A 26,532-nucleotide genomic window follows, 5' to 3' on the forward strand; every position below is an offset into this window, starting at 1 on the left:
GAAGCAATAAATCATTGCTTCTCTTTTTTATAATATAATTTAAGAATTATTTTTTCTTAGTTCTTTGCTGCTCCTGAACTTTTTGCTGCTCCTGAGCTTTCTCCATCATTTCTCTCATTCTCTTCTGGAACTTACCTTCTGCTTTCGGTTTTTCCTTGTTAGACTGAATCTGAGCATGGATTTTCTTTTCATCCAGGATCAGGTATTTAATTACAAGGATAATTAAGATGTTAATCGCATTCGATACAAAATAATACCATGAAAGACCTGAAGCCGAAGTATTAAGGAAAAATAGGAATGTAATCGGGAAGATATACATTAAAACCTTCATATTTGGCATTCCTTCCTGTTGAGGCTGCTGCATATTTCCTGAAGTCATTACCGTATATATTAAGATAACAATTGTACAAGCTAATGCAAAAATACTCAGGTGATCTCCCAGGAAAGGAACTTTAAACGGAAGTTTGATCAAATCATCATAAGCCGTTAAATCTTTTGCAAACCAGAACCCCTGCCCTCTAAGGTCAATAAAGTTCGGGAAGAAACGGAACAATGCATAGAAGATAGGAATCTGCACCAATGCCGGTAAACATCCCGCCATCTGATTCACTCCGGCTTTTCTATAGATCTCCATTGTAGCCTGCTGTTTCTTCATTGGATCCGCATCCTTAAATTTAGCATTCGCTTCATCAATTTCCGGACGGATTACCTTCATCATCGCACTCAATTTATGCTGCTTATACATAATTGGTGATAAAATCAACTTCACAATGATTGTCATTACAAAAATTACCCAGCCTGCAGATAATCCCCAGCTAGCGATAACACTATACAACCACATAAAGAAATAACGGTTCATCCAACCGATAAAAGACCATCCTAATGGTAAAATCTCATCAAAGTTTTTATCATAAGATTTCAACAATGGAAGATCCAATGGCATAAAATACCATGTAAAATCCTGATTCAATTCACTTCCGGTCATCTGAACGAAACCTTCATAATTTAGTTTCTTCAAATACTCTCCTTCCTCAACAGTCTCCTGGTTACCTTTACTATGTGTAAAACCATTTTTAGCTTCAATCACTGAAGAAAAGAACTGCTGCTTTACTCCAATCCAGTTAAGCGTTTCTTTCTCCTCATCCATTGTTGTTCTTCCATCATAATCATAATCCTTATAATTATTGAAAGCATAAGAGAATTCTGAGTGAGACTGCTCCTGAGCTCTACCTTTTTCCAGGTTTCTTACATTGTAATCCCAGATAAAATCTGCTTTATTGTCAGATGTGATATTGGCTAAACCTTGAGTTCTTACTTTAAAATCTAAAGTATATTTTGGAAGTAATGTATAAATAAACTGGATAGCAGCACCATTATAATTGGCCGTCATCGTTACCGAATTTCCATTAACAGCAGGTGAGAAAACTAAATCTTTAGTATTGATTACTTTTCCTGTTTTATCTTTAAATTGGAAACCGTAGTTAGAATTATTTTTATTGATCAGGTAAAGAGGAAGATCTGCTTTATCTGTTTTGTGATCATATGCTTTATATTTTGAAAGCTGAACTTTAGAAACCTGTCCTCCTAAGCTTGAGAATTCAACATTTAATTCTGTGTTTGACAGGCTGGCAGTCTGAATTGCACCCGGAGTTACATTTGGATTGATATTGTTTGCCTGAGTTTGTTTTACGGCATTTTTTACCTGTTCCGTTTTCTGCTGCTGAGCTTTTAACTCCTCTTCTTTCACTTGTTTGTTCTGGAAATAGAACATAAAACCGAAGAGAACCAGGCATAAAACCGCGAAACTAATCATTTGCTTCTTATCGATTCCGTTGTTTTGTTGCATTTTATTTTTGTTATAATTAAAATTTCCTATTCTTAGCTTACTGCAGAACTATAAGAAAACTGATAAATCTGCAGCAAATTTGAGCTGACAAAAATACTGTTTTTTTATCAAAACTCTATACTATAATACATTACTATATAATAAACTCAAGCTGAGAATAATCAGCCTGAGTTTATGTGTAGACGTTTATGATAAAATATTACCTTATTTCTTTTCGCAAGCTTTGATGAAAGCTCTGAATAAAGGATGCGGTGTTGCTACCGTACTCTTATATTCCGGGTGATACTGAACTCCCACATAGAACGGGTGATCAGGAAGCTCAAGCGCTTCTACCAAGCCTGTCTCAGGGTTTGTACCTGTAGCAAGGAAACCATTTTTTTCAAATTCCTGAAGATAATCACTGTTGAATTCATAACGGTGACGGTGTCTTTCAGAAATATTCTTGCTTCCGTAGATGTCAAATAATTTAGAACCATTTTTCAAAGAACATTTCCAGGCTCCAAGACGCATTGTTCCTCCTTTATCTACTACATTTTTCTGTTCTTCCATTAAAGAAATTACAGGATCCGGAGTTGCTGTATCAAATTCCATTGAGTTTGCTTTGGTGTGTCCTAAAACATTTCTTGCAAATTCAACCGTCATGATCTGCATTCCTAAACAGATTCCCAACATTGGAATTTTATTTTCTCTTGCATATTTTGCAGTAAGAACTTTTCCTTCAATTCCCCTGTCTCCAAAACCTGGAGCTACAAGGATACCATTTACTCCTTTCAGAGTATCTTTAATATTCTCCTCTGTGATATCTCCACTGTATACCCATCTTACTTTTACTTCAGTTTCAAGGTCAGCTCCTGCATGTTTGAAAGCTTCAGCAATAGAAATATATGAATCCTGAAGAGAAATATATTTTCCAACCAATGCAATCTCAACTGTTTTCTTTGGATTCTGGAATTTCTTAAGGAAGTTCTTCCAGTCTTTAAGATCAGCTGTTTTATCACTTTTCAGATCCAGTTCTTTCAATACTACATCATCAAAGTTTTGTTTCTGAAGATACATCGGAACTTCATAGATTGTTTCCAGATCTTTACACTCGATAACGTTTTCCAAGGCAACGTTACAGAATTGAGCAAGCTTTGCTCTCTGATCTTTAGGAATTTTATGTTCCGTTCTGCACACTAAAACATCTGCCATAATTCCGCTTTCCATCAATTGACGAACGGAGTGTTGGGATGGTTTTGTTTTTAATTCTCCACTTGAAGCCAGATATGGCAGTAAAGTAAGGTGAATCACCATAGAATTGCGCTCTCCCAATTCCCATTTCAACTGGCGAACAGTTTCAATGTATGGTAAAGATTCAATATCCCCTACCGTTCCTCCGATCTCCGTAATGATGATATCGTAGTTCTGTTTTGAAAGGATTTTAATTCTACGTTTGATTTCGTTAGTAATATGAGGAATTACCTGAACTGTTTTTCCAAGGAAATCTCCTTTTCTTTCTTTTTCAATTACAGTCTGGTAGATTTTTCCTGTAGTAACGTTGTTGTTTTGGGATGTAGGAGCATCAAGATAACGCTCATAGTGGCCTAAATCCAGATCCGTCTCCGCACCATCTTCAGTTACATAGCACTCTCCGTGCTCATAAGGATTCAAAGTTCCTGGGTCGATATTGATATAAGGATCTAATTTTTGGATCGTTACATTAAAGCCGCGTGATTTTAGTAGAAGTCCCAGAGAAGCAGAAACGATTCCCTTTCCCAAAGATGAAGTTACACCTCCTGTCACAAAGATGTACTTTGTATTCTTTTTACTCATTAGATTAGGTTTGTGCAAAGTTATGGGAAAAAGAGATACAAAGCAATTATTTACATTTTGAAAATTAAAAAACACCACTCAAACAATAATAAAACCTGATAAAAATTTTTATCTATATTCGATATAAGCAAATGAAACAAAGTTATAACCAACATGATTTCTCTCTATCAACTAAAAAGGTTTTCCATTGAGTGGAAAACCTTTTTAGTTTTATGTTTTGAAATGTTACTGCTTAACAAATTCAAAATAAGCTGTTACTTCAACATCTTTTGCTATTCCAGCACCAGACGGATCATATTTAATGCCATAATCCAGACGATTCACTGTAAATTTCGTCTGAATTCCCATAACTTCTTTTCCGTCTTTATTTTTTGTAATTCCACCGAATGTAGCCGGAGCACTGATTTCTTTCTCCACACCTTTCATCGTCAGTTTTCCTTTTACGATATAATTGTTGTTTTTATCTTTTGTAACGGAAGAACTTTTAAATTCAATAGTTGGATACTTTGCAACATCAAAAAACTCTTCGCTTATAAGATGTCTGTCTCTCATGTCCACTCCCGTATTAATGGTTGGAACACTGATAGAAAAGTTTAAATCGGCATTATCCAGATTAGCACTACCAGTGGCTGCTTTTCCATCAAATTTATCAAACCTTCCCTGCACAAAACTAATTCCCATGTGCTTGATATTAAAGTTAATCGATGAATGCATCTGATCTACCTGCCAGGTTCCCTGTGCAAACGCTACAACACTTAAAAGCGCAAATACGAAAGATAAAAATACTTTTTTCATTGTAATTATATTTTACATTACTATTATTAATTGAACAAAGCTAAGATATGAAAGATATTTCTACCGTGGATGGATTAGTTTTTAATATTAAATCCATTTAGATTCTGAAAGAAAAATGCTTTTTTATAACTTCGCAGTATGGCAAAACTGAAAACAGCATATTTCTGTCAAAACTGCGGAACACAATATCCTCAATGGCTCGGGCAATGTAAAAACTGTGGAGAATGGAACACTCTGGTAGAAGAAGTGGTTGAAAAACCCTCTCATAAAACTCCCCCTTTCTCAAAAACCAAACAACATGTGATCAATATTGTTGAAGTGGTAACGAGTGAAGAGCCGAGAATAAAAACTCCTTCTGATGAATTGAACCGTGTTTTAGGTGGCGGAATTGTTTTAGGCTCCGTTACTTTGATTGGTGGTGAACCTGGAATCGGGAAGTCTACGCTTCTGCTTCAGCTTGCTTTGAAAATGAAGAAAAAAATCTTCTATGTTTCGGGGGAAGAAAGTGCTTCTCAGATCAAAATGAGAGCAGACAGGCTTACAGAAATTCAGAATCCAAACTGCTTCCTTTTTACTGAAACGTCATTGGAAAAAATCCTTCACGAGGCCAAAAAACTGGAACCGGATTTCATGATCATTGACTCTATTCAGACGCTACAATCTCAGCTGATAGAAAGTTCCCCGGGAACCGTTTCCCAAATCCGGGAATGCTCCAATGAGATCATCAAATATGCCAAAGAAAACAATACTCCGGTGTTTCTTGTAGGACACATTACCAAAGACGGACAAATTGCAGGACCAAAAGTACTGGAACATATGGTGGATGTGGTTCTGAATTTTGACGGAGACAGAAATCACCTTTTCAGGTTGCTGAGAGCGAATAAGAACCGTTTTGGATCTACTTCCGAGATTGGGATCTATGAAATGGTTTCTCAGGGATTAAAAGAAATTAAAAACCCTTCTGAAATTCTGATCACCAAGAAATTTGAGGAACTGTCCGGAAACTCCGTTGCGGTAACTCTGGAAGGAAACCGACCTATGCTTCTGGAGATTCAGGCATTGGTAAGTACTGCTGTGTATGGTACTCCTCAAAGAAGCTCTACCGGTTTTGATTCCAAAAGGCTGAATATGCTTTTGGCTGTACTGGAAAAAAGAGCTGGTTTTCAATTAGGGGCAAAAGACGTTTTCCTGAATATTACCGGAGGAATAAAAACAGATGACCCGGCACTGGATCTGGCCGTGGTAGCTTCTGTTCTTTCATCCAATGAGGATATTGCCATCTCAGAACATTACTGCTTTGCCGGAGAAATTGGATTAAGCGGTGAAATACGTCCTGTAGCACAGGTGGAACAAAGAATTACTGAAGCTGAAAAGCTGGGTTATGAAAAAATATTTGTTTCCAATCTTAATAAAATTCCGAAAAGAAAATTTGGGATAAAGATCGAGGAAGTGAGTAAGATTGAGGATTTCCATGAGAGACTTTTCTAATGTGAATGATCAATTTTGCTTCGCAAGTCAATAGTCAATTGGACTTGGATAAAAAATTCACGAGCGAAGCGGATTCACTATTATTCACTATTATCAAACATTCACTTTTAATTCATACCTTTAAGTTATGAATTATCTGGCTCATTCTTTTCTCTCTTTTACCGACGGGCAGATCGTGGGGCAATTTCTCGAAGATTTCATCCGTAACAGAGATCGTTTTTCTTTTCCAAAGGATATTCAGGACGGAATTACCCTGCACAGAGCTATTGATACGTATACAGATTCCCATCCTGCTATTCATGAGGCTAAAAAAATATTTGCTCCTTTGGTAAGACTGTATGCCGGTGCATTTGTGGATGTTTCTATGGATCATTTTGTTGCCAGAGATCTTTCCCTACACTCTTTGGCAGAATGGAAAGCGCATTCTCTTAAAGTTTACAGCGTTTTGAATGCCCATCAACAATGGCTTCCGGAAAATTTCAAAAAAATGCTGGTCAAGATGGAACAGGATGACTGGCTTTATAATTACCGCGAAGACTGGGGAATTAAATTCAGTATTCAGAATGTATTGAATAAAGCAAAATATCTGGATAAGGATATTCCTGTTTTTGAAGCTTTTTTAAAGAATAAAGATCATCTTCAGCAATGTTATGATGATTTTTTCCCTGATCTTCTTGCCCATGCAAAAGGGATTAGTACGCTGCTTCAGCTGGAAAATTAATACGCTTAGAACTGTTTATAGAGATAGCGGTTAGGATAAGTAAGTTTTTCACTGCTTCTTTGTCCGTTTACAATGATATGAACGATATTGATCTGATCATCGAAAAGGTTGTACAGAAAACTTACGGCAGTTTCCACTTTTTTAGGCGTGGCTACAGGTTCAGACTCGAGAAATATATCTACAGATTCCTGGTCTTCTTCATATCCGATATAATTTACTTTTAAAAATTTGTTATCAGCTTTTAGCTTGAAATATTCAGAACAGTATTTTTGCAGAGCATCATTCAATTTTGCTTTATATTTTTCATCATTAAAATGAAAAGCTCCTCCATATTTTTTTCCCAGACCATTTTCCATATCATCAAGGAAGAATCGCCCGGTCACTTCAAACGTTCTGGATTTTGAATTATAATTAATTTCTACAGAACCTACATGGTAAGGATGAAAAGCTTCATCGCTCACAAAACTCTGAAATACTATAGTTACGAATAAAAAAAATCCCAAAAAAAGCTTACCCGACATGAATTCTATTTTTACAGCAAATATAAAAAAAGCAGCAGTTATAAAAACTCCTTCCAATTATAATTGATTCAGGAAAAGTTGATGTAAAAATTCCATATGATTAGCTCCCATCAATGAAATGTTTATTTTTGCAATAAATATTTTTAACCAAAATGCAGGATTTTCTTTTTTACTTAAACCTCGGATGGGAACATATTATTTCTTTGGATGCTTTAGATCATCAGTTGTTTGTTCTGGCGTTGATTGCTGTTTATTCTTACAGCGACTGGAAAAAAATTCTGATTCTTGTTACTGCATTTACCATCGGGCATTCCATTACATTAGCTTTAAGTATTCTGGATGTCTTCAGAGTTCCGTCTGACTGGGTTGAGTTTTTAATTCCCTTGACGATTGTCCTGACATCACTGGATAATATCATCATGAAAAATCAAAAACAGACCCTGATGCGGGCCAATTATTATCTTGCTCTGATCTTTGGTCTGGTACATGGGATGGGATTCGCCAATACCGCAAGAGTCATGATTGCGAAAAGTCAAAGTATTGCTTTACCTCTGCTGGGATTCAATATTGGTCTGGAACTGGGACAGATTGTAATTGTTGCTGCAATCTTAATCATCCTGTTTATTGCACTCAATCTTTTCAAAGTGAATAAAAAAGACTGGATCCTCTTTGTTTCTTCCGGGGTATTTGCTTTATCCTTAAAAATGACTTTGGAAAGAATTCCTTTTTAAAAGCTAAATATTTTCATTATTTCAAGAGCTTATTACTATCTTTGATCATTAATAAATCATTTCGGTTATGAAACTAAAAGTTGTTATACTTTCACTTTCTGTATTTGCATATACAGGTTTCACCGCACAAAATATTCAGAATAACCCGGGCAGCAACCATGGCAACAAGTTTGAACAGCTGGGAACTATTCTACCAACACCCAACATTTACAGAACAGCTTCAGGAGCTCCGGGACACGGATACTGGCAAAACAGAGCCGACTATAACATTTCCGCTTATCTGGATGAGGATAAAAGAAATCTGAAAGGTTCAGAAACGGTAACTTACTACAACAATTCTCCGGATGATCTGGATTATATCTGGCTGCAGCTTGATGAAAACGAACACTCAAACATCAGGAATGCCGGGTATGATACTTCATCTGTTCTTCGTCCTTCAACGACTGATCAGCAGCTTAAAGTAACTGACCTTCCCGTTAAAGATAATGGTTATGGAGTAAGTCTTGAAAAAGTAACAGATGCTTCAGGGAATGCTTTGAAGTACACGGTTAACAAAACCATGATGCGTATTGATCTTCCTAAGGTTTTGAAAAAGGGTGAAAAATTCGTTTTCAAAGTAGACTGGAACTACAATATCTCTAACAGAATGAAAATGGGAGGCCGCGGAGGTTATGAAAACTTCCCTGAAGATGGTAATGATCTGTATACGATAACCCAATGGTATCCAAGAATGTGTGTATACAGTGACTTCCAGGGCTGGCAGAACCACCAATTTACCGGAAGAGGTGAATTTGCATTGGTTTTTGGAGACTTTAAAGTTTCAGTGAATGTTCCTTCCGATCATATTGTAGGCGGAACAGGAGAATGTAAAAATTATGATCAGGTATTAACGTCTGATCAGCTATCAAGATACAGAAAAGCTGAAAATGCCTCTGAACCTATTGAAATTGTAACGTTGGATGAAGCTAAAAAAGCAGAGAAAAATCATTCAAAACAAAGAAAAACATGGGTTTTTGAAGCAAAAGATGTTCGTGATTTTGCCTGGACTTCTTCGAGAAAGTTTGTATGGGACGGAATGCGTGTAACGATTCCTGAAAACAATAATAAAGTAATGGCAATGAGTTTCTATCCAAAAGAATCCTATGGTCTTTACAGAAAGTTTTCTACAAAAGCTGTTGCTCATACCATTAAAACCTATTCAGAATTTACCATTCCTTATCCATATCCTGTAGCACAATCTGTAGAAGCAGCCAACGGAATGGAATACCCGATGATCTGTTTCAATTTCGGAAGAACTGAAAAAGACGGAACCTATTCCGAAGGAACCAAAAACGGAATGCTTGGAGTAATTATTCATGAAGTGGGACACAACTTCTTCCCAATGATCATCAATTCTGATGAAAGACAATGGGCATGGATGGATGAAGGTCTGAATACATTTACAGAATATCTTACAGAAGAAAAATGGGATAATAAATTCCCTTCCAAAAGAGGACCGGCATGGACGATCGTAGATTATATGAAGCTTCCGAAAGATCAGCTGGAGCCTATCATGAGCAACTCTGAAAATATTGTTCAGTATGGTCCGAACGCGTATTCAAAACCTGCAACAGGATTGAATATTCTTCGTGAAACGATCATGGGAAGAGAGCTTTTCGACAAAGCTTTTAAAACCTATGCTAAAAGATGGGCATTCAAACATCCTGAACCTGCAGATTTATTCCGTACCATGGAAGATGCCAGTGGTGAGGATCTTGACTGGTTCTGGAGAGGCTGGTTCTACGGTACGGATCCTGTAGATATTGCGATTGATAAAGTAACGGTAGCCGTTCCCAACCTGGATACAGACCCGAAAGCAGCTGCTGAAGTGAAATATCAGGTTGAAAAACCTTTGGTAAACAGTTTTGAAGATCTTTCAAAAATCAGAAACAGAGAAGATAAGAATATTAAATTCTATGTAGATACTGATAAAGCTGCTCAGGATTTCTATTATAAATATGACAGGGGCCAGGAAAAGGTTGATAATAATAAGGAATACACGATCAAAACAGAAGCTAGTCTTCCTTTAGATGCTAAGGATAAAGAGAAATTCAAAAATATTACAGGATATCAGATCGATTTTGTAAACAAAGGCGGACTGGTAATGCCGATCATTCTTGAGTTTACATTTGAAGATGGTTCAAAATTGTACGATAAATCTGCGGCACAGATCTGGAGGCTGAATGAGCAAAAGGTTTCCAAGACGTATTATTTTGATAAGAAAGTAAAATCTATCCAACTTGATCCAATGAGAGAAACTGCTGATATTGATACAAACAATAATTTCTGGAGCAGCACCGGATCAGCGACTGAAAATTCAAAATTCCAGCTCTTTAAACAAAAACAGGAAGGCGGAACTGTAAGAGGAGGCTCAACCGGAAAGGTAAATCCAATGCAGGCCGCAGGAAAAAGTTAAAAACAAAAAAGTTGTAACTTTTAACAAATACAGCACTACTTATTAGTAAAAAGATCATGAGAACTATTCTTTTCCTTTTACTACTAAGTAGTGCTAATTTTTTTGCCCAAAATCTTCTTAGTCCGGAAAACTCCGGGATCAATTCAAAACTAATAAAGGATGAAACTACTGAAGCGGTATGGTATGCTGAAAAAGCAGATACAAAAATAGAAATAGGAACCATCATTACAGAGATCAAAAGATTGAACAAAACCGACCTCCTCATCAAAACAATGGTAAAACTGAAACAGGCTCCTGATGCAAAATGGACCGATTCTACCCTTGTGAAAATATCGGACTTCGCACCCATTTACCATTCCTCTTACAACTTGAACAGAGACATGGTTATCAAGTCCGGAAAAGATAAAGCCACCGGATATTATCTTGATAAAAAAATGCAGAAAAAAGATGTTATTGATATCTCTGCAGCTCATTATTTTGACAGCAGCAGCTATGCAATGCTCATAAGATATCTTCCTTTAAAAGAAAATTACACCGCTGAAATTTCAATTTTTGACTACAATCCTAAATCTGAAAAAAAAGGGATGATGAAAGCTTATATTCTAGATACCCAAAAAACAGAGTATAAAGGAAAACCGGTTTGGGTAGTTAAAACAAATGATGATATCAGCGGCAAAACCTCTACAACTACCTACTATATTGATCCAGTAACAAGAAAGATCTTGAAACAAGACATGGATATGGCAGGAAGAAAAATGTCTTTGGAAACAACTCAGTAAATTACTGAAGATCAAACACGAACACCTTATTCCCGTCTACAAAAAATATAACAACCTGACTTAAAAAGTTTTATATTTGAATCACCATAAACACCAAATGTCAAAAACCTGATTGACAATAAATGTTCAGGATTTTAAAAAAAACAAAATATTACTTATGAAAAATGCCAAATTACTAAGCAGAGATGCTCAGAAAACCATCAACGGCGGAATTGCTGCCAGAATTGTATGCTGTGAACGCGACGATAACGGAAAATGTACTTTATGGATCGGTCCGGGACAAAACTGTCCTTAGTCCTATAATCTGATAACAATTTTGAATAAAGCCGGATAGTTCCGGCTTTCTCTTTTTATCCTCAATATTAAAATCCATTAATAATTGATAATCAAAATTTTATTAAAGAAAAATAGAATAAAATATTTCACATAATATAGAAAAATAGTATCTTTGATCCACTTCTTTTACACCAAATGTCAAAATCCTGATTGACTTTAAATGCTCAGGATGTACAAATCAAAATATTACTAACTATGAAAAACGCTAAATTATTAAGCAGAGATGCTCAGAAAACCATCAATGGCGGAGCAGCAGGACGCTTTTGCTGTGAGTACAATTACAAGGGACAATGTATCCTTTGGATCGGACCCGGACAATATTGTCCATAGTTCTGTCATCAGATACAATTTTGAGTAAAGCCGGAAATTTCCGGCTTTAATTTTTTAGCTTAAATGTGCTTTTAAATTCTTTTTATAGGTTCTTCCCAATGGAAGTTCCTCCCCATTTTTCAGGAAAACATGCCCGGAATTATAAGAATTGATATGATCCGATAATACAATATAAGATTTATGGATTCTGATAAATCCAAGGTGCTGAAATTTCTCTTCAAAATTTGACATCCTTTCCAGAATCATATACTTTTTCAATGGTGTCATCAATACGATATATTCCCCAAACCCCTGTATCCAGAGAACATCTTTCAGGAAAACCTTGTTCATCACATAATTGGATTTGAACATAATAAAGTCTTCCTGCTGTTTACTGCCGGCTGAACTTTTAAACTGAACAAAATCCCTCGCTTTATTGACTGCTTTTTTAAAGGTATCAAAATCCACAGGCTTGATAAGATAATGAACTACATCCAGTTCAAATGCTTTCACCGCATATTTTGTCTCAAGGGTAAGGAAAATACACAAAGGCGGATCAGGAAGCTGCTGCAGAAGTTCTACACCATTCATACCAGGCATATTGATATCGAAAACAACCAGATCTACTTTATTGGTTTTCAGAAACGCCAGTGCCTCTTCCGGTTTCTGAAATGAAGCCAGCAGCTCAACATCTTCAAGCTGATCGCAATATTGTTTTACAAGCTGTAATGCAGGATACTCATCATCTACATTAACGATAGTCAGATTAGCCATTGATAGTAATTGTTAAAGCAATTTTATATTGATCATTTTCTTTCGGTCCGGAATAAAATTCATAGTGATCAGGATAAAATTTTTCCAATATATGAATAATTGCTTCATTACCCAATCCGTGATAATCAGATTCAGATGCATGAATTCTACCTTTCCCTACAGAATTTATAATTTCAAAATACAGTTCTGAGCGCTCAATATTACAGAATAATTTTATAAAACCATGAGCATCCTCTCCTATTGCTGAGTGTTTTAAAGCATTTTCAAATAAAGTAAGAAGGATAGCAGACGGGATTTCGGCTATGTCAAATTCTTCCTGCTCTTCAATATCCATGACAATATCAAGCTGGTTATTATACTTGAGCTGATATAATGCTGCAAGCGCTTTCAGGGAAGAAAATTCCTGAGAAACGGTCACTTTTTCTTTTCCGCTATCATAAATAATATATTTCAAAAGCCTGCTCAACTGCAAAATAGAATCCGATGTCTTCTCCGAATGCGTAAAACTGTTCGCATAGATATTATTAAGAGTATTCAACAAAAAATGAGGATTCAGTTTAGACTTCAGCAAATCAAGATAAAGCTGGTCTTTCTCTTCTCCAAGACTGATTACATCCTGTTCTATTAAAAATTTGTCTTTGGTAATTCCCAAAAAAGATCCCACCAGAATGATGATCCCCTGGGAGATGTATACATTATAAAGAAAACCTACATGATAGCCTTTTTCGCTGAAATCCATCTGAAAAACCGCAGGCTCCCACAAAATCCTGAAAAGACTGGACACCAAAAAGCAGATTAAAGCATAAAGGATAAACTCAGGGTACTTATTGGATAAATAAAACCGGGGAACAAGATAATAATATACCAGATAATAGATTCCCACATTGAAAATTGTATTCAAAATAATGCTTATTACCAACTGAGTTGAATCCAGGAAGTAGTTTTCGGTGAAATAAGTCATCAAAATGAAGATAAAAAGGAAAAATATATGCTGAAACCTCAACAAGAACTTCCAACGGTACTTCATAAGACTTTCCAGAATCTTACCACTAAATAAAATCCTGATAATCAATAATATAATAATAAAATTAATGATTAAAAACATAGCCCATACCTTATTTTGAAACGCATCAAATATAATATCTTTTTGTCTCAAAATGCAGTTCGTTGAGAAAAACTGTCATTGATTGAAAAAATCCGGGCCCGCTCTTTCGAATAAATATATTTGAGAAACCGCAATATTAATCAAATATTACATGAAACTTAATATACAATTAACGCTTATTTTATCATTTTGTTTGATAAATGGCCTTTTACACAGTCAGAGCAAAGACAATTATAATATGTGGTTTCAGTACCTGATGTCGGCAAAGATTACCGATAAAAGTACTTTAACTGCACTTACCCAATACCGTTCTTTCGACCTGGCTTATGATACAAGACTTTTTCTGGTGAATGCTTATGTAGATTATGAAGTGGTGGAAAACATAAAACCCGCTGCGGGAGCTATGTTTTTGATCCTTGAATCTTATAATAGTGACGATTCTAAAAAAATAAGATATGAAAAAAGACCTTTTCAACAGGTTACTGCTGATTATTACATCGGCAGAACGTCAATCTCCAACCGCCTTAGAGTTGAAGAACGTTTTATCAGCAACCCTGATGAATTTGAGGTAAGAATCCGTTATCTGATCTCTGTCCGGATTCCTTTCAATAAAAAAGGCGAAAAGGAAAAACTCTATGGCATTCTTAAAAATGAGATAAGAATGAATGTTGATAAGCTGGAACCTTTCGACAGTAATCGTATTACGGCAGGTCTTGGAATAAAATTAGGAAAAAATTCTGCGTTGGAGCTTGCCTTCATCAATCAGCTGGAAACCAAAAAAACGAGTAATTACGGATTTATAGGTTTCAGAAACAATTTTGACTGGAGAAAAAAGAAACAACAATAACCTCATTAATATTTACATAAAACTATGCTTACATTTCTTGGTTTTTTAATGATTTTCATCTTCATGATTCTCATCATGAACAAAAAGATGACTCCGCTTACGGCTTTGGTACTTGTACCTGTATTGATAGCTGTAGTAGCAGGATTCGGGCCGGACCTTGGAAAAATGATGAAAGATGGAGTAAAAGAAATAGCGCTTACGGGGGTTATGCTGATTTTTGCCATTCTGTACTTCAGTCTGATGATTGATACAGGACTTTTTGAACCTCTTGTGAATGTCATATTAAAGGCTGTAGGAGATAATCCTGTAAAAACAACCATCGGAACCGCCCTTCTCACCACTTTGGTTTCGTTAGACGGCGATGGCTCTTCCACTTATATTATTGTAGTGGCAGCATTACTCCCGCTTTATAAAAAACAAGGTATGAATCCTTTGGTTCTTACCTGTATTATTATGCTGGCAGGTGGTATTATGAATATTTTACCATGGGGAGGGCCTACTGCGAGAGTAATGAGCTCTCTGAAACTGGGGCATACAGAAATATTTGTCCCTATGATTCCGGTAATGCTTATAGGGTTGGTATGGGTATTTTTTGTTGCCTATATTTTAGGCGTAAGGGAGAAAAAAAGAATAAGCAAGCATGGAAAATATACAAAATACAGCGGACAGGATATTGCTGGTGAAAATGATCCGGAATTAAGACGTCCCAAGCTTATTATTATCAATCTGATTCTGACAATTATCCTTCTTTGCGTGATGATCCTTGATATTATTCCTTTGGGAATTGCCTTTATGATTGCCTTCTGTATCGCTTCCCTGATTAATTATCCGAAACTGAAAGACCAGCAGAAAATCATTTCAAAACATGCAGGGAATGCCTTATCTGTAGCAGGAATGATCTTCGGGGCAGGGATTTTTACAGGAATCTTAAATGGTACCGGAATTATGAATGCTATGGGAAACAGTATTATCAGTATTGTTCCTAAAACCTGGGGCGGCTATCTGAACGTAATCACAGCTATATTCAGTGTACCGCTTACTTTTTTCCTGACCAATGATGCGTATTATTTTGGAATATTACCTGTGATTACAGCAACCGGCAGCCAGCTGAATATTCCTCCTGATATTTTGGGACGTGCCAGTCTTGTGGGGCAGGCTTCCCATTTATTAAGTCCATTGGTTCCGTCCACTTATCTGCTGGTTTCACTAGCAGGTGTTGAATTCTCTGATCATCTGAAATTCACCTTAAAATGGGCCATAGGATCATCAATCGTAATGTTGCTGAGTGCATTGGCTCTTGGTATTATATAAGGTTATATCTTTGAATTTTGTAATCTTATCATATAAAAAGCGGATGATGAAACCTTTTAAGCAAAAAACATTTACAGACTCCTATTTAAGAAACCTTACCCTGTATGTGTTCACAGCTATTATCTGTGGAGCATTAACGGGCTATTATTTTCCGGAAGTCAGTAAACATCTGGAAACGGTAAGCAGTTACTTTTTCATGCTTCTGGAGATTTTGATCATTCCCGTTATTTTCATTGCAGTAACGTATGGAGTAAGCTATATTTTCAGCACTAAAAACGCATTTAAAATTGTAAGCCAGATGGTGATCTATTTCTTAATCATCACTTCCATCAGTATTTTATTGGGAATTGGCTCCGGGCTTCTTTTAAAACCGGGAGCCAATACGGGAATTATAATTTCTTCCCACAAAGCACTTCCGGAAAGATTTTTAGCAAAGACTACAAACCCGCTGCACATCAGCAATTATGTACTCTTTCTTTTAATATCCATATCTGCAGGAGTACTGCTTGGTCTTTCAAAGAAAAAGGATAACATTCTTAAAGGCTTAGACGCTGGAAGAAATTTGTTTTTCAAGCTCATCAAATATGTATATATATTTCTTCCGATAGTCATTTTCTGTAATATTGCATATGGAATTTCAGTATATGGAATTAATACTCTATTGCCATTAAGTAAAATTGTTGCCACAGTATACCTTACGAGCGTGTTTTTCATTTTCGGAATATTAGGAGTTATTACAGCTTACTTTAAAATTAACCTTTGGGATTTCCTGATCAGTATCAAAGAAGAAATCATTCTCGTAGTAGCCACTTCTTCTTCCAAGATGGCATTCCCCATGATTTTTGATAAAATGGAATCACAGGGCTATGACCGGAAAATCCTTCGCCTTATCATTCCTCTCGGGTACAATTTTAATCTGGCGGGAGCGTGCATTTATCTTTCCATCTCATGTATTTTCCTTATCCAGTTCTATAATATTCAACTTACTTTGAAAGATTATTTCTGGCTTTTTATAACGATCTCAATTGCTTCAAAAACCGCTTCGGGAGTTCCGGGATCAGGCTTTCTTGCTCTGATGTTTACCTTAAGCCGGTTTGGAAAAATCCCTACCACAGATCTTGCCCTGTTATACAGTGTAGACCGCTTTATGAATGAAGCCAGATCTGTTACCAATTTCATAGGCATTTCAGTTTCTGCTGCCATTATTTCAAAACTTAACCAACATACTATTTCTTTAAAAAATGATATTTCCTGATTTCACCCACCTTTTCAATGACATTTTACAAAACCCTGCAAAATCTATAGCAATTATCGGCAATCTTATCCTTATAGAAAGTCTTCTTTCCGTAGACAATGCTGCAGTATTGGCCACCATCGTAATGGATCTGCCCGAAAATCAAAGAAAAAAAGCCTTAAAATACGGAATTCTAGGAGCTTATGTATTTCGCGGACTGGCCCTTATTTTTGCATCCGTCCTGATTTCCGTATGGTGGCTGAAACCATTGGGAGGACTATACCTGCTCTATATTTCAGTTGACTGGTTTATCAAAAAAATAAAAAACACAAATGATGAAGAAAATCAGGAGGAAAATCCTGACAAAGAATCCAGCTGGCTGTATAAAAATTCAATTGGGCTGCTGGGACAGTTCTGGGCTACGGTTGCCATTGTAGAAGTAATGGATCTTGCATTTTCTATCGACAACGTTTTTGCTGCCGTAGCATTTTCAGACAATTTACTTTTGATTACGCTGGGTGTATTTATAGGGATTTTAGCCATGAGGTTTATTGCACAGTGGTTTGTCCGTCTGATGCAGATATTCCCTTTTCTGGAAACGGCCGCTTTTATAGTGATTGCTATTTTAGGAGTTAAACTAAGTTTGTCTTTATATGAACACTTTTACCCTGCTACAGCTTTTGCCCAGTTTTTAGCCAGCCATACCATGGAAATTCTGGTTTCCGCCATTACTGTTCTCTTGTTTGTAGTGCCCGTAGCTACCAGCTATCTCTTCGGATTTCCGGCCCGCAAAAAATAATTTTTCTGCCAAATTTTCACATTCGGAAATAAAAATCTGCCATTTCATCCATCAACGTCTCATGGCATACATTTAGAGAATTAGAAGACAGAAATAATTAAAAAATTAAATATATTATGTCAGTAAACTTTAAACCATTGGCAGACAGAGTTCTGGTAGAGCCAATCGCAGCAGAAACTAAAACAGCTTCAGGTATTATTATCCCGGATACTGCAAAGGAAAAGCCGCAAGAAGGTACTGTAGTAGCAGTAGGTCCTGGTAAAAAAGACGAGCCTACAACGGTTCAGGTAGGTGACAAAGTTCTTTATGGAAAATATTCAGGAGCTGAATTGAAGCTTGAAGGAAAAGACTATTTAATCGTAAGAGAAGCTGATTTATTAGGAATCATCGGGTAAGCTTCTCGCTATTGGCTTCTGGCAAATGGCTTTTTCTACATGAAAATTAACCTATGAGAGATTTCAAAAAATTTGAAGTATGGCAGCTAAGTCATCAATTGACTTTAAAGATTTATACTTCAACCAAAAATTTTCCGAAAGAAGAAGTTTTTGGACTTACCTCTCAAATCAGAAGATCATTTGCATCTATTGGATATAATATTTCAGAGGGAAGTGGCAGAAATTCAGATAGAGAATTTGCCAATTTCATCAATATTGCTCTGGGATCATCCAATGAAGCTGAAAACCAATTAATTCTTGCTAAAGACTTAGGGTATATTCATGAAAATGATTACCACAATCTTTTGGAAGAGTTGACAACACTAAAAAAGAAGCTTGTAACCTTATGGAACAGGCTCAATGGAAATTAAAAAAATAAAGTTAAACTAACGAATTCGCAAAGCTAAAAGCTATAAGCAATTCGCCAAAAGCTAAACAACATGGCAAAAGAAATAAAATTCGATATTGAATCAAGAGACGCTCTAAAGAGAGGGGTAGATGCATTGGCTAATGCAGTAAAGGTAACTTTAGGTCCTAAAGGAAGAAACGTAGTCATCGAAAAATCTTTCGGTGCTCCACACGTAACTAAGGATGGTGTGTCTGTTGCAAAGGAAATCGAACTTGAAGACAGAGTAGAAAATATGGGAGCTCAAATGGTAAAAGAAGTAGCTTCCAAAACTAATGATATCGCAGGAGACGGTACTACTACCGCTACTGTATTGGCACAGGCTATCGTAAGAGAAGGTCTTAAGAACGTAGCTGCAGGTGCTAACCCAATGGATCTTAAAAGAGGGATCGACAAAGCAGTAACTGCAGTTGTTGAAAACCTTAAAGCACAGTCTCAGGCTGTTGGAGATTCTACAGATAAAGTAAAGCAAGTAGCTTCTGTATCTGCTAACAATGACGAAACTATCGGTGCTTTAATCGCTGAAGCTTTCGGAAAAGTTGGAAAAGAAGGTGTAATCACTGTAGAAGAGGCTAAAGGTATCGATACAACAGTAGATGTTGTAGAAGGTATGCAGTTCGACAGAGGTTATCAGTCACCTTACTTCGTGACTAACCCTGAGAAAATGTTAGCTGAACTAGAAAACCCATATATCCTTTTGGTAGAGAAGAAAATTTCTTCAATGAAAGAATTGTTACCAGTTCTTGAGCCAATTGCCCAAGGTGGTAAGTCTCTATTGATCATCTCTGAAGAAGTGGAAGGTGAAGCTTTAGCTACTTTGGTAGTCAACAAACTAAGAGGTTCTCTTAAAATTGCTGCTGTAAAAGCTCCTGGATTCGGAGACAGAAGAAAAGCAATGTTAGAAGATATCGCGATCCTTACAGGTGGACAGGTGATCTCTGAAGAGCAAGGTTTCACTATGGAAAACATCTCTTTGGATATGCTTGGAACTGCTGAGAAAGTAACGATCGACAAAGACAACACTACAGTTGTAAACGGTGGTGGTGACGAAGCGAAAATCAAAGGAAGAGTAGCTCAGATCAAAGCTCAGATGGAAACTACAACTTCTGACTACGACAGAGAAAAACTTCAGGAAAGATTAGCTAAGTTAGCTGGTGGTGTTGCTGTACTTTACGTAGGTGCTGCTTCTGAAGTAGAAATGAAAGAGAAAAAAGACAGAGTAGATGATGCATTACACGCTACAAGAGCGGCTGTAGAAGAAGGTATTGTTGCAGGTGGTGGTGTTGCTTTAGTAAGAGCAATCTCAGCTTTGGAAAACCTTACAGGAATCAATTCTGATGAAACTACAGGGATCAAAATCGTGAAAAGAGCCATCGAGGAGCCATTAAGACAAATCGTTGCTAACGCTGGTGGAGAAGGTTCTGTAATTGTTGCTAAAGTAGCAGAAGGAACAGGAGACTTCGGATACAACGCGAAAACTGACGAGTATGTTCACATGCTTGAAGCAGGAATCATTGACCCAACTAAAGTAACAAGAGTTGCCCTTGAAAACGCAGCTTCTGTATCTGGAATGCTTCTTACTACTGAATGTGTAATCACTGAAGTAAAGAGCGCTGAACCAGCTATGCCAATGGGTGGTGGAATGCCAGGAATGATGTAACGGTCAGCGACCGAGGCAAATTAATATACTAACCGTTCTACTTTTGTGGAGCGGTTTTTTGTTTAATATTGTTTTATAACATTAAAGATTATGCATTTTGGAAAACATAAAAAATAACTAAAAATATGTTCTTCAAAAGTTGCAAAGTTTCATATATTTGAGAATTAGACCTTACTTAAAAGAAAAAACAATAAAATATGGTGACACTGAAAATAAAAAATTATTTCATCGTTTTTTTTAGAATTGTATTCTCTTTTTTTTCATTCTCTCTGCCATTTATTTTTACAAAAGGAGCATATCAAAATATGATTTCAAAAGGTCATTATTTATGGTTCTGTTACTTTATTTTACTCTTTCTGCTCACAATCTACATAGTAGTGAAAAAGAATTATTATGAATTGATATTTTCTAATATTCAAAACGAAAATCTAGTCTATCACAACTTCTTATTTATAAAAAAAATTATACCCCTAAAGAACATTCTTGGATATAAACACGGAATTGATAATGATGGAAATGAATTTATAAGTCTATACAATGATAAAAACAAAAAAATAGTTACGCTAAAAGTAAACATATATTCCAATTTACCTGAATTTGTAGAAGCTTTACATTGTAAACATATTGGATATGAATTAACTCCTTTTCAATACGTTATTGAGAGGGTTAAAAAACTTTTTACAAATACATAAAACGTCTTACAACTTCTATATAAGATATGCTTCAAAAGCTGAACCAGCTATGCCAAATGGATGGTGGAATGCCAGGAATAATGTAACAACGTGTCGTTGAAATAAATTAATATATTAACCGTTCTGCTTTTGTAGAACGGTTTTTTGTTTGTAAGGTGTAAGTTTTTTAGCAAACGTAGCTGGATTGATATCCTTGTCAAGGTTTAAAACCTTTACAAGGATACGTACATATAGAAAAATAGTTGCATCACATAGTATTGCCAAAAATGTCTCCTGAACTCATCATTTGAGGCTCCAGATATCCCGGCCAAGGTTTTGAAACGCTATTTGGCGTTCTTAAATACGCCTTTGAGATCTTCAGCTTCTCCCGATAGGTTTACAATACCAAATTTCTGATCAGTGAACCCCAACAGATGGGTTTTATATAGCTCCGGATGGTTTTAGAACCACAAAAGAATATTCTGGAACTGGATAAGAAGGGTTAAAATAAAAAGAAAGAGTGCACGTGGCAAATTAATATACTAATCGTTCTACTTTTGTAGAACAGTTTTGTGTTAAATACGATTTCCCATAAGGAAGTGCTCATAAAATATTTTAATTTAGGAAAATGTAATTAAAACAACAAATAATATGTATAAACTAAACACACAATTTAAATCATTCAAATTTGACGACACAATTCAGCATGGATCATTTAATATTACTTGGTATAAGCTAGAAGAAGGTAATGATGATGAATATGGTAAAGGACTAACTAATGAAGAATTAAATCAGCTTCAAAATTTTATATCTAATAACCCAAATAACTTTCCGGGAGATAAAAACTACCATATTTGTAGTGAAGAAGATTCTCCATATTGTAGTATGATGTCGATGATTCCTTCTCAAAAACTAAATTTCCCATTAAATATTATCATTCGAAAAGAAGCAAAATTAGATAAAAATGGGAGTATTTTCACATGTATGGATGTACTTTTAACTGATCAAAATGGAAAAGATACCCATAATTATAACTTAGATTTTGATATTATAGGTGAAATTAATCGGTAATATACAAAGTTATAATTTTTTTGACACTGTTTTATAGATTGCTACAACTGAGCATGTAATCATTGAAGTGAAGAGTGTTGAACCAGAGATGCCAATAGATACTGGAATTTCAGGAATGTTGTAACAGTGTATTACTGAAATAATTTAATATATTAACTATTTGAAAATAGAGAAAATTCAGTTAACCTAAAACTCTTATTACATTTCAAGTCCTTATTTTTTTGTAAGTTAGCAAAAATGGAATGTTTGTTCTTATAATTCATTTTTTCATTTAATATAAACAGTAATTTCATTAGTAGAAATGGATAAATTTTTAACCAAGGATGTATTTGGGATACAAAGAGATATCCCATTAAATTATATAGAAAGAGAGGCAGATAAGGTATTTATAGATTCTTTAGATAGAAGACATCATGTTGTTATATTCGGAAGTTCTAAACAAGGGAAAACATGTTTACGAAAAAGAAATCTAAATGATAAAGATTATATCACAGTTCATTGCGATAATAAAATGGATCTATATAATTTAAATATTACTATTCTAAAACAAGCAGGTTTTACAGTTCAAGTTTCCGAAAGGAAAACAATAAATGGAAAAGCAAAGGTAAAAGTTGGTTTCGGTTGGAATTTATTTGGTAAAGCCGACTTTGAAAGTGAAGTAGAGGGAGAAAAGGGTAATGAGAAAGAATATAAGCCACTTGAATTAGATCCAGAAGATGTAAATGATATAATTGATGCTTTAAAAAGTCTAGATTTTCAAAAATATATCGTTATAGAAGATTTTCACTATTTAAAAGATGAAACCCAAGTTGATTTTGCAATTGAATTAAAAGCATTTCACGAAAACTCTGATCTCACATTTATTATAGTAGGTGTTTGGTTAGAAGAAAACAGACTAATAGCATTAAATGGAGATTTGTCTGGAAGAATTAAATCTGTAAATGCAGATGAGTGGACAGATGAAAATCTTGAAGAATTAATTAGAACTGGAGAATCTTTATTGAATATACAAATTCCCGATGAAGCAAAAAAACACTTAATAGAAAAAAGCTTAAATAATGTTTATATAGTTCAAGAAGTTTGTTATGAGCTATGCATAGCAAATAAATTAATAGAACAAACAGATTCAATTCAAATATTGAATTGTGATGATTTAGATATTTTATTATCAAAAGTAATTTCACAACATTCAGGTAGATATTATAATCTGATTACTAATATATCAGAAGGTTTTCAAGTTACTGAACTTGAAATGCATAAATGGATTATGTATGCAATATTAAAAGCTGAAGTTGAAAAACTTGAAAATGGTTTAAAAAGAAGTGAAATCAACACACTTTTACAACAAGAACACCCAAGAAAACATTTATTAAATCCTGGGAATTTAACACAAGCTTTGAAATCAATTGCTTCATTGCAGGTTAAGAAAAATACTATTCCAATAATTATAGACTATGATAACAGTAATTTAAAACTTAGTATTGTCGATAAAGGGTTTATAATTTGGTTATCTGATCAGAATAGAGAAGAGCTTATTCAAGAATTGGGTGTAAATTAAAATATTGCGCTTAGCACAGGCTCCCGACTTTTCGCCAATAAAATAAAACCAATCTATTATAAAATAAACTCCGAAGTCTGAAGACTTCGGAGTTTATTTTATATTCTAATTAAGTACAAATCTAGAATTTCTAATCTATTTTAAAATCCAATAAATCCTTAGGCAATACATTTAGACCTCTGGCCAAATCAATTAACGTAGTAAATGCAAAGTTTCTTTTTCCATTTTCTATATCGCTTACTGTACCTTTAGTAATTTTGGAACTATTTAGAACAACATCATCTTGAGTAAGTCAAGATTTAAGTCTTAAATCTTTAATGTGTTCTCCAAATCTTTTTAGTATTTCATCTTGTAAAACGTCCATTTAAAGGGGTAGCTGCACTTGATAGTGTAATACAGAACGTGAGTGAAATGGCTAAAAGCAATTTTAAAAAATTCTCTTCAACTTTTTCCTATCTTTAAACCACGAATATTCTATTAAAGTTCGGTACTGAAAATAAGCCCGAATCATTTAAAGAAAATAAACACTAAACCCGGTACCATTGAAAACAAAATTATTATTCCTTTCATTTTTGGGCTCATTACTCACCCAGGCACAAACGCTTAATTTTAAAAGTCTGGCCAATATGTCTGTAGGCAGAGGTGCCATAACCAGTGTAATAGTGAATGATAATATATATGTGAGCAATGGATATCTGGAAAACAGCGGTAACGCCAATTATATTGAAAGATATAATATTACGGATAACAAATGGAGTGTTTTCAACTCTTCTCTGCTTTCCAAAAAATTTGCTAACTCGGAAACTTACAATAATAAAATTTACATTTTTAATGGCTGGGGAAATAGCCATCTTGAAATTGTAGACCTTGAAACGAATAAAATAACGAAAGGGGCTGTTAATCGTTCCTACACAGGAAATGCGGGTTCTGCCATCTATAACGGCAAAATATATGTATTCGGTGGCAGCGGACTAAACGGTGCTGCAACCACTAAATTTTCTAATAGATTTCAATATTATGATATTGCTTCCGATACCTGGCATCCATTACCCGATATGCCCACAGCCAGAGAAACAAAGGGCAAAATTGTGAATGATAAGCTGTATGTCATTGGTGGTTTCAACGGTACTTCATCCCGACTGATCAATGTTTACGACCTCAATACTGATCGCTGGACCGATCAGTTTACGATGCCCGCCGGGATATCCGGACATTCATTAGCAGTATCTGGTAATAAGATTTTTATTGCAGGAGGGTATAATAATCAGACTTTTCTGGCCTATTTTGATACTGCAACCAATAAGTTCCATCAGTTATCATCCAATATGATTCCCAGAAGACACGCTGCCGCAGAAGTATACAACAATAAACTATATATCATCGGTGGAAGCACAACCTCTGTAACTAAATCAGCTATTAAAAGCATCCAGGTAGCAGATATCAGCGAAAGCGTACTCGCAAATACAACCAATGAGGACCGAATATTGGAAACAAAAGTCTATACCAATGCATCCAAAGATGGTTTTATCATCAGCAATAAAAATAACAGCAATCAGTTTGAATATACGGTTTACTCCACAGGTGGAGAGGTGGTCAGCAGAGGCTTTGCCTATTATAATAAAACGATAGATCTATCCAGAGTACGACCAGGGAATTACATTTTTAGTTTTAAAAATGAGAAAGGGGTTCTGCAGCAGATTAGAATTTTCAGATAATAATTACTTACAATCATCTAGTAAAAAATACAATGATTAAATCAATTTAAATTTTAATATAAATGATGAAAAATATTAGAGATTTAATTCCAAAAAATAAAGGTGATTTGTCTACCGCTGAAAAACTAACAAACTATTCCTACGAAGAACTCAAAGAAATTATTCCGAATTTACTTGAATGGCTGCAAGATATGAACTGGCCGGTTGCAAAACCTGTTTCAGAATATTTAGAAAGTATTAATGATAAAATTACAACAGAGTTACTTTCAATTATAAAAAGGAACGATGATGAAGTATGGAAATATTGGATTATCACTATTTTTGGTCCCATCACTCAAAGTCCTATTATCAAAAATGAAATCATTCGGATTGCTACTTCTCCAAAAAAAAATGAGATAATTGAAGAAGTAGACGAAGTTGCGAAAGGAATTGTGAATAGTAGAAATTGGAAATAAAAACGGCTGATGCCCAACTCTACAGAGTCTAAAGCAGTTTAATAATTTTTTGAAAATAATAGGTGATTACCTGATTGAAAACGATCTGATCCCTGAAGAGTTGAAACAAAAAACATCCAAATGATCATCGAAAACAAAGGAATCAAAACAGATAAATTTTACGTTCCCCCATTTACACTCAATGAAGGGGAAATTATTATTATAAATCTTTTCAACGGACCATACTTTCACGAAACGGAAATGTTTCTTAAGGATCTATTTTGTGGTAAGACACCCCATGAAAATGTTATCATCCACAAAAAAATGACTTTTGTTGAACATTTCAGAGAATCGAAGTTTAGAGATATTTTTTATCCTATGACTGTTGGAGAATATTTAAAGAAAAATGCAAATCCTGCTAGTCCTTATTCCGAAAAAATTTATGAGACGGAATGGATTAATAAAAAAATAAAAGTAAATACCCTTGCAGGTAACCCCAGACGTTTATTAACCTTATATTCAACGCTTACAAAAACGCAGAATATTGTTTTTGATTTGGTAGGACAAGACCCTATGGGAGCTCAAGAAGCTTATAAAATAGTAAAAGAAGTCGTGAAAAATGGAGGTTCAGCAATTTTACTCGATGGATATGATGATATGAAAAACGACTGTACAAAATATATTGAACTGCAATGGAAACAAGCATAACCTCTCTAAATA

Annotated in this window: 27 protein-coding genes; 20 read left to right on the forward strand and 7 right to left on the reverse strand. The window is 35.2% G+C overall.

Annotated features, from left to right (window positions below):
- Positions 1-46 precede the first annotated feature (46 nt).
- From yidC to FN817_RS20660, 3 genes are all read right to left on the reverse strand, one after another.
- On the reverse strand, positions 47-1,846 hold the full coding sequence (gene yidC / locus FN817_RS20650) for a membrane protein insertase YidC (protein ID WP_142719582.1): 1,800 nt from the start codon (positions 1,844-1,846) through the stop codon (positions 47-49).
- Between the two features lie 204 nt (positions 1,847-2,050).
- A complete protein-coding gene (locus FN817_RS20655; RefSeq protein WP_142719583.1) occupies positions 2,051-3,658 on the reverse strand; it encodes a CTP synthase in 1,608 nt (535 codons plus the stop codon).
- A 225-nt stretch (positions 3,659-3,883) separates the two neighbouring features.
- Positions 3,884-4,453 (reverse strand): YceI family protein, encoded by a 570-nt coding sequence (locus tag FN817_RS20660; protein ID WP_142719584.1) that lies wholly within the window; start codon positions 4,451-4,453, stop codon positions 3,884-3,886.
- 138 nt (positions 4,454-4,591) lie between these two features.
- Between FN817_RS20660 and radA the strand changes: the two genes are divergently transcribed.
- Together radA and FN817_RS20670 are read left to right on the forward strand one after the other, a co-directional pair.
- Positions 4,592-5,941: a DNA repair protein RadA gene (gene radA / locus FN817_RS20665; protein WP_142719585.1), complete on the forward strand. Its 1,350-nt coding sequence runs from the start codon at positions 4,592-4,594 to the stop codon at positions 5,939-5,941.
- A gap of 127 nt (positions 5,942-6,068) precedes the next feature.
- On the forward strand, positions 6,069-6,662 hold the full coding sequence (locus FN817_RS20670) for an acyl carrier protein phosphodiesterase (RefSeq protein WP_142719586.1): 594 nt from the start codon (positions 6,069-6,071) through the stop codon (positions 6,660-6,662).
- A gap of 5 nt (positions 6,663-6,667) precedes the next feature.
- On the opposite strand, the gene FN817_RS20675 is transcribed toward FN817_RS20670, so the two are convergent.
- Positions 6,668-7,183 (reverse strand): DUF6702 family protein, encoded by a 516-nt coding sequence (locus FN817_RS20675; protein WP_142719587.1) that lies wholly within the window; start codon positions 7,181-7,183, stop codon positions 6,668-6,670.
- A 152-nt stretch (positions 7,184-7,335) separates the two neighbouring features.
- Here FN817_RS20675 and FN817_RS20680 point away from each other — a divergent pair, with 152 nt between their 5' ends.
- From FN817_RS20680 to FN817_RS23495, 5 genes are all read left to right on the forward strand, one after another.
- Positions 7,336-7,914: a HupE/UreJ family protein gene (locus FN817_RS20680; protein ID WP_142719588.1), complete on the forward strand. Its 579-nt coding sequence runs from the start codon at positions 7,336-7,338 to the stop codon at positions 7,912-7,914.
- 67 nt (positions 7,915-7,981) lie between these two features.
- Positions 7,982-10,369 (forward strand): M1 family metallopeptidase, encoded by a 2,388-nt coding sequence (locus FN817_RS20685; RefSeq protein WP_142719589.1) that lies wholly within the window; start codon positions 7,982-7,984, stop codon positions 10,367-10,369.
- Between the two features lie 56 nt (positions 10,370-10,425).
- Positions 10,426-11,148 (forward strand): DUF3108 domain-containing protein, encoded by a 723-nt coding sequence (locus FN817_RS20690; protein WP_142719590.1) that lies wholly within the window; start codon positions 10,426-10,428, stop codon positions 11,146-11,148.
- 157 nt (positions 11,149-11,305) lie between these two features.
- Positions 11,306-11,443: a hypothetical protein gene (locus tag FN817_RS23275; protein ID WP_167498910.1), complete on the forward strand. Its 138-nt coding sequence runs from the start codon at positions 11,306-11,308 to the stop codon at positions 11,441-11,443.
- 236 nt (positions 11,444-11,679) lie between these two features.
- Positions 11,680-11,814 (forward strand): hypothetical protein, encoded by a 135-nt coding sequence (locus FN817_RS23495; protein WP_262484587.1) that lies wholly within the window; start codon positions 11,680-11,682, stop codon positions 11,812-11,814.
- A 54-nt stretch (positions 11,815-11,868) separates the two neighbouring features.
- On the opposite strand, the gene FN817_RS20695 is transcribed toward FN817_RS23495, so the two are convergent.
- Positions 11,869-12,567 carry a LytR/AlgR family response regulator transcription factor gene (locus tag FN817_RS20695; RefSeq protein ID WP_142719591.1) on the reverse strand — a complete coding sequence of 233 codons (699 nt, stop codon included), beginning with the start codon at positions 12,565-12,567 and terminating at the stop codon, positions 11,869-11,871.
- Positions 12,560-13,468 (reverse strand): sensor histidine kinase, encoded by a 909-nt coding sequence (locus tag FN817_RS20700; protein ID WP_228451621.1) that lies wholly within the window; start codon positions 13,466-13,468, stop codon positions 12,560-12,562. The genes FN817_RS20695 and FN817_RS20700 overlap by 8 nt, the downstream gene beginning before the upstream one ends.
- A gap of 442 nt (positions 13,469-13,910) precedes the next feature.
- Between FN817_RS20700 and FN817_RS20705 the strand changes: the two genes are divergently transcribed.
- From FN817_RS20705 to FN817_RS20750, 10 genes are all read left to right on the forward strand, one after another.
- Positions 13,911-14,519 (forward strand): DUF2490 domain-containing protein, encoded by a 609-nt coding sequence (locus FN817_RS20705; RefSeq protein ID WP_228451622.1) that lies wholly within the window; start codon positions 13,911-13,913, stop codon positions 14,517-14,519.
- Between the two features lie 24 nt (positions 14,520-14,543).
- A complete protein-coding gene (locus FN817_RS20710) occupies positions 14,544-15,830 on the forward strand; it encodes a CitMHS family transporter (protein WP_142719593.1) in 1,287 nt (428 codons plus the stop codon).
- A gap of 43 nt (positions 15,831-15,873) precedes the next feature.
- Positions 15,874-17,085, forward strand: a complete 1,212-nt coding sequence (locus FN817_RS20715; protein ID WP_228451623.1) for a cation:dicarboxylate symporter family transporter — start codon at positions 15,874-15,876, stop codon at positions 17,083-17,085.
- Positions 17,072-17,863: a TerC family protein gene (locus FN817_RS20720; RefSeq protein ID WP_142719594.1), complete on the forward strand. Its 792-nt coding sequence runs from the start codon at positions 17,072-17,074 to the stop codon at positions 17,861-17,863. Before FN817_RS20715 ends, FN817_RS20720 begins: the two co-directional genes overlap by 14 nt.
- 116 nt (positions 17,864-17,979) lie before the next feature.
- Complete coding sequence (locus FN817_RS20725; protein WP_034696138.1) at positions 17,980-18,258, forward strand: co-chaperone GroES; 279 nt, start codon at positions 17,980-17,982, stop codon at positions 18,256-18,258.
- A 53-nt stretch (positions 18,259-18,311) separates the two neighbouring features.
- Positions 18,312-18,668 carry a four helix bundle protein gene (locus FN817_RS20730; RefSeq protein WP_142719595.1) on the forward strand — a complete coding sequence of 119 codons (357 nt, stop codon included), beginning with the start codon at positions 18,312-18,314 and terminating at the stop codon, positions 18,666-18,668.
- Positions 18,669-18,737: 69 nt separating this feature from the next.
- Positions 18,738-20,363 carry a chaperonin GroEL gene (gene groL / locus FN817_RS20735; RefSeq protein ID WP_142719596.1) on the forward strand — a complete coding sequence of 542 codons (1,626 nt, stop codon included), beginning with the start codon at positions 18,738-18,740 and terminating at the stop codon, positions 20,361-20,363.
- A 377-nt stretch (positions 20,364-20,740) separates the two neighbouring features.
- A complete protein-coding gene (locus FN817_RS20740; RefSeq protein WP_142719597.1) occupies positions 20,741-21,055 on the forward strand; it encodes a hypothetical protein in 315 nt (104 codons plus the stop codon).
- Between the two features lie 630 nt (positions 21,056-21,685).
- The gene (locus FN817_RS20745; protein WP_142719598.1) at positions 21,686-22,105 is read left to right on the forward strand and encodes a hypothetical protein; all 420 of its coding nucleotides are present in this window, start codon (positions 21,686-21,688) and stop codon (positions 22,103-22,105) included.
- A gap of 301 nt (positions 22,106-22,406) precedes the next feature.
- Positions 22,407-23,663 (forward strand): hypothetical protein, encoded by a 1,257-nt coding sequence (locus FN817_RS20750; protein ID WP_142719599.1) that lies wholly within the window; start codon positions 22,407-22,409, stop codon positions 23,661-23,663.
- A gap of 130 nt (positions 23,664-23,793) precedes the next feature.
- Here the strand turns inward: FN817_RS20750 and FN817_RS23440 are convergent, their stop codons facing one another.
- Positions 23,794-23,919 (reverse strand): helix-turn-helix domain-containing protein, encoded by a 126-nt coding sequence (locus FN817_RS23440; RefSeq protein ID WP_228451627.1) that lies wholly within the window; start codon positions 23,917-23,919, stop codon positions 23,794-23,796.
- Positions 23,920-24,205: 286 nt separating this feature from the next.
- Between FN817_RS23440 and FN817_RS20760 the strand changes: the two genes are divergently transcribed.
- The 3 genes from FN817_RS20760 to FN817_RS20770 all read left to right on the forward strand — a co-directional run bounded on the left by FN817_RS20760 (position 24,206) and on the right by FN817_RS20770 (position 26,520).
- Positions 24,206-25,378 carry a T9SS C-terminal target domain-containing protein gene (locus tag FN817_RS20760; RefSeq protein ID WP_142719600.1) on the forward strand — a complete coding sequence of 391 codons (1,173 nt, stop codon included), beginning with the start codon at positions 24,206-24,208 and terminating at the stop codon, positions 25,376-25,378.
- A gap of 62 nt (positions 25,379-25,440) precedes the next feature.
- Positions 25,441-25,833, forward strand: a complete 393-nt coding sequence (locus tag FN817_RS20765) for a DUF5071 domain-containing protein (RefSeq protein ID WP_142719601.1) — start codon at positions 25,441-25,443, stop codon at positions 25,831-25,833.
- Positions 25,834-25,953: 120 nt separating this feature from the next.
- Positions 25,954-26,520, forward strand: a complete 567-nt coding sequence (locus tag FN817_RS20770; protein WP_142719602.1) for a hypothetical protein — start codon at positions 25,954-25,956, stop codon at positions 26,518-26,520.
- The last annotated feature ends 12 nt before the right edge of the window (positions 26,521-26,532 follow it).

The organism is Chryseobacterium rhizoplanae, from assembly GCF_900182655.1.
Classification (GTDB): Bacteria; Bacteroidota; Bacteroidia; order Flavobacteriales; family Weeksellaceae; genus Chryseobacterium; species Chryseobacterium rhizoplanae.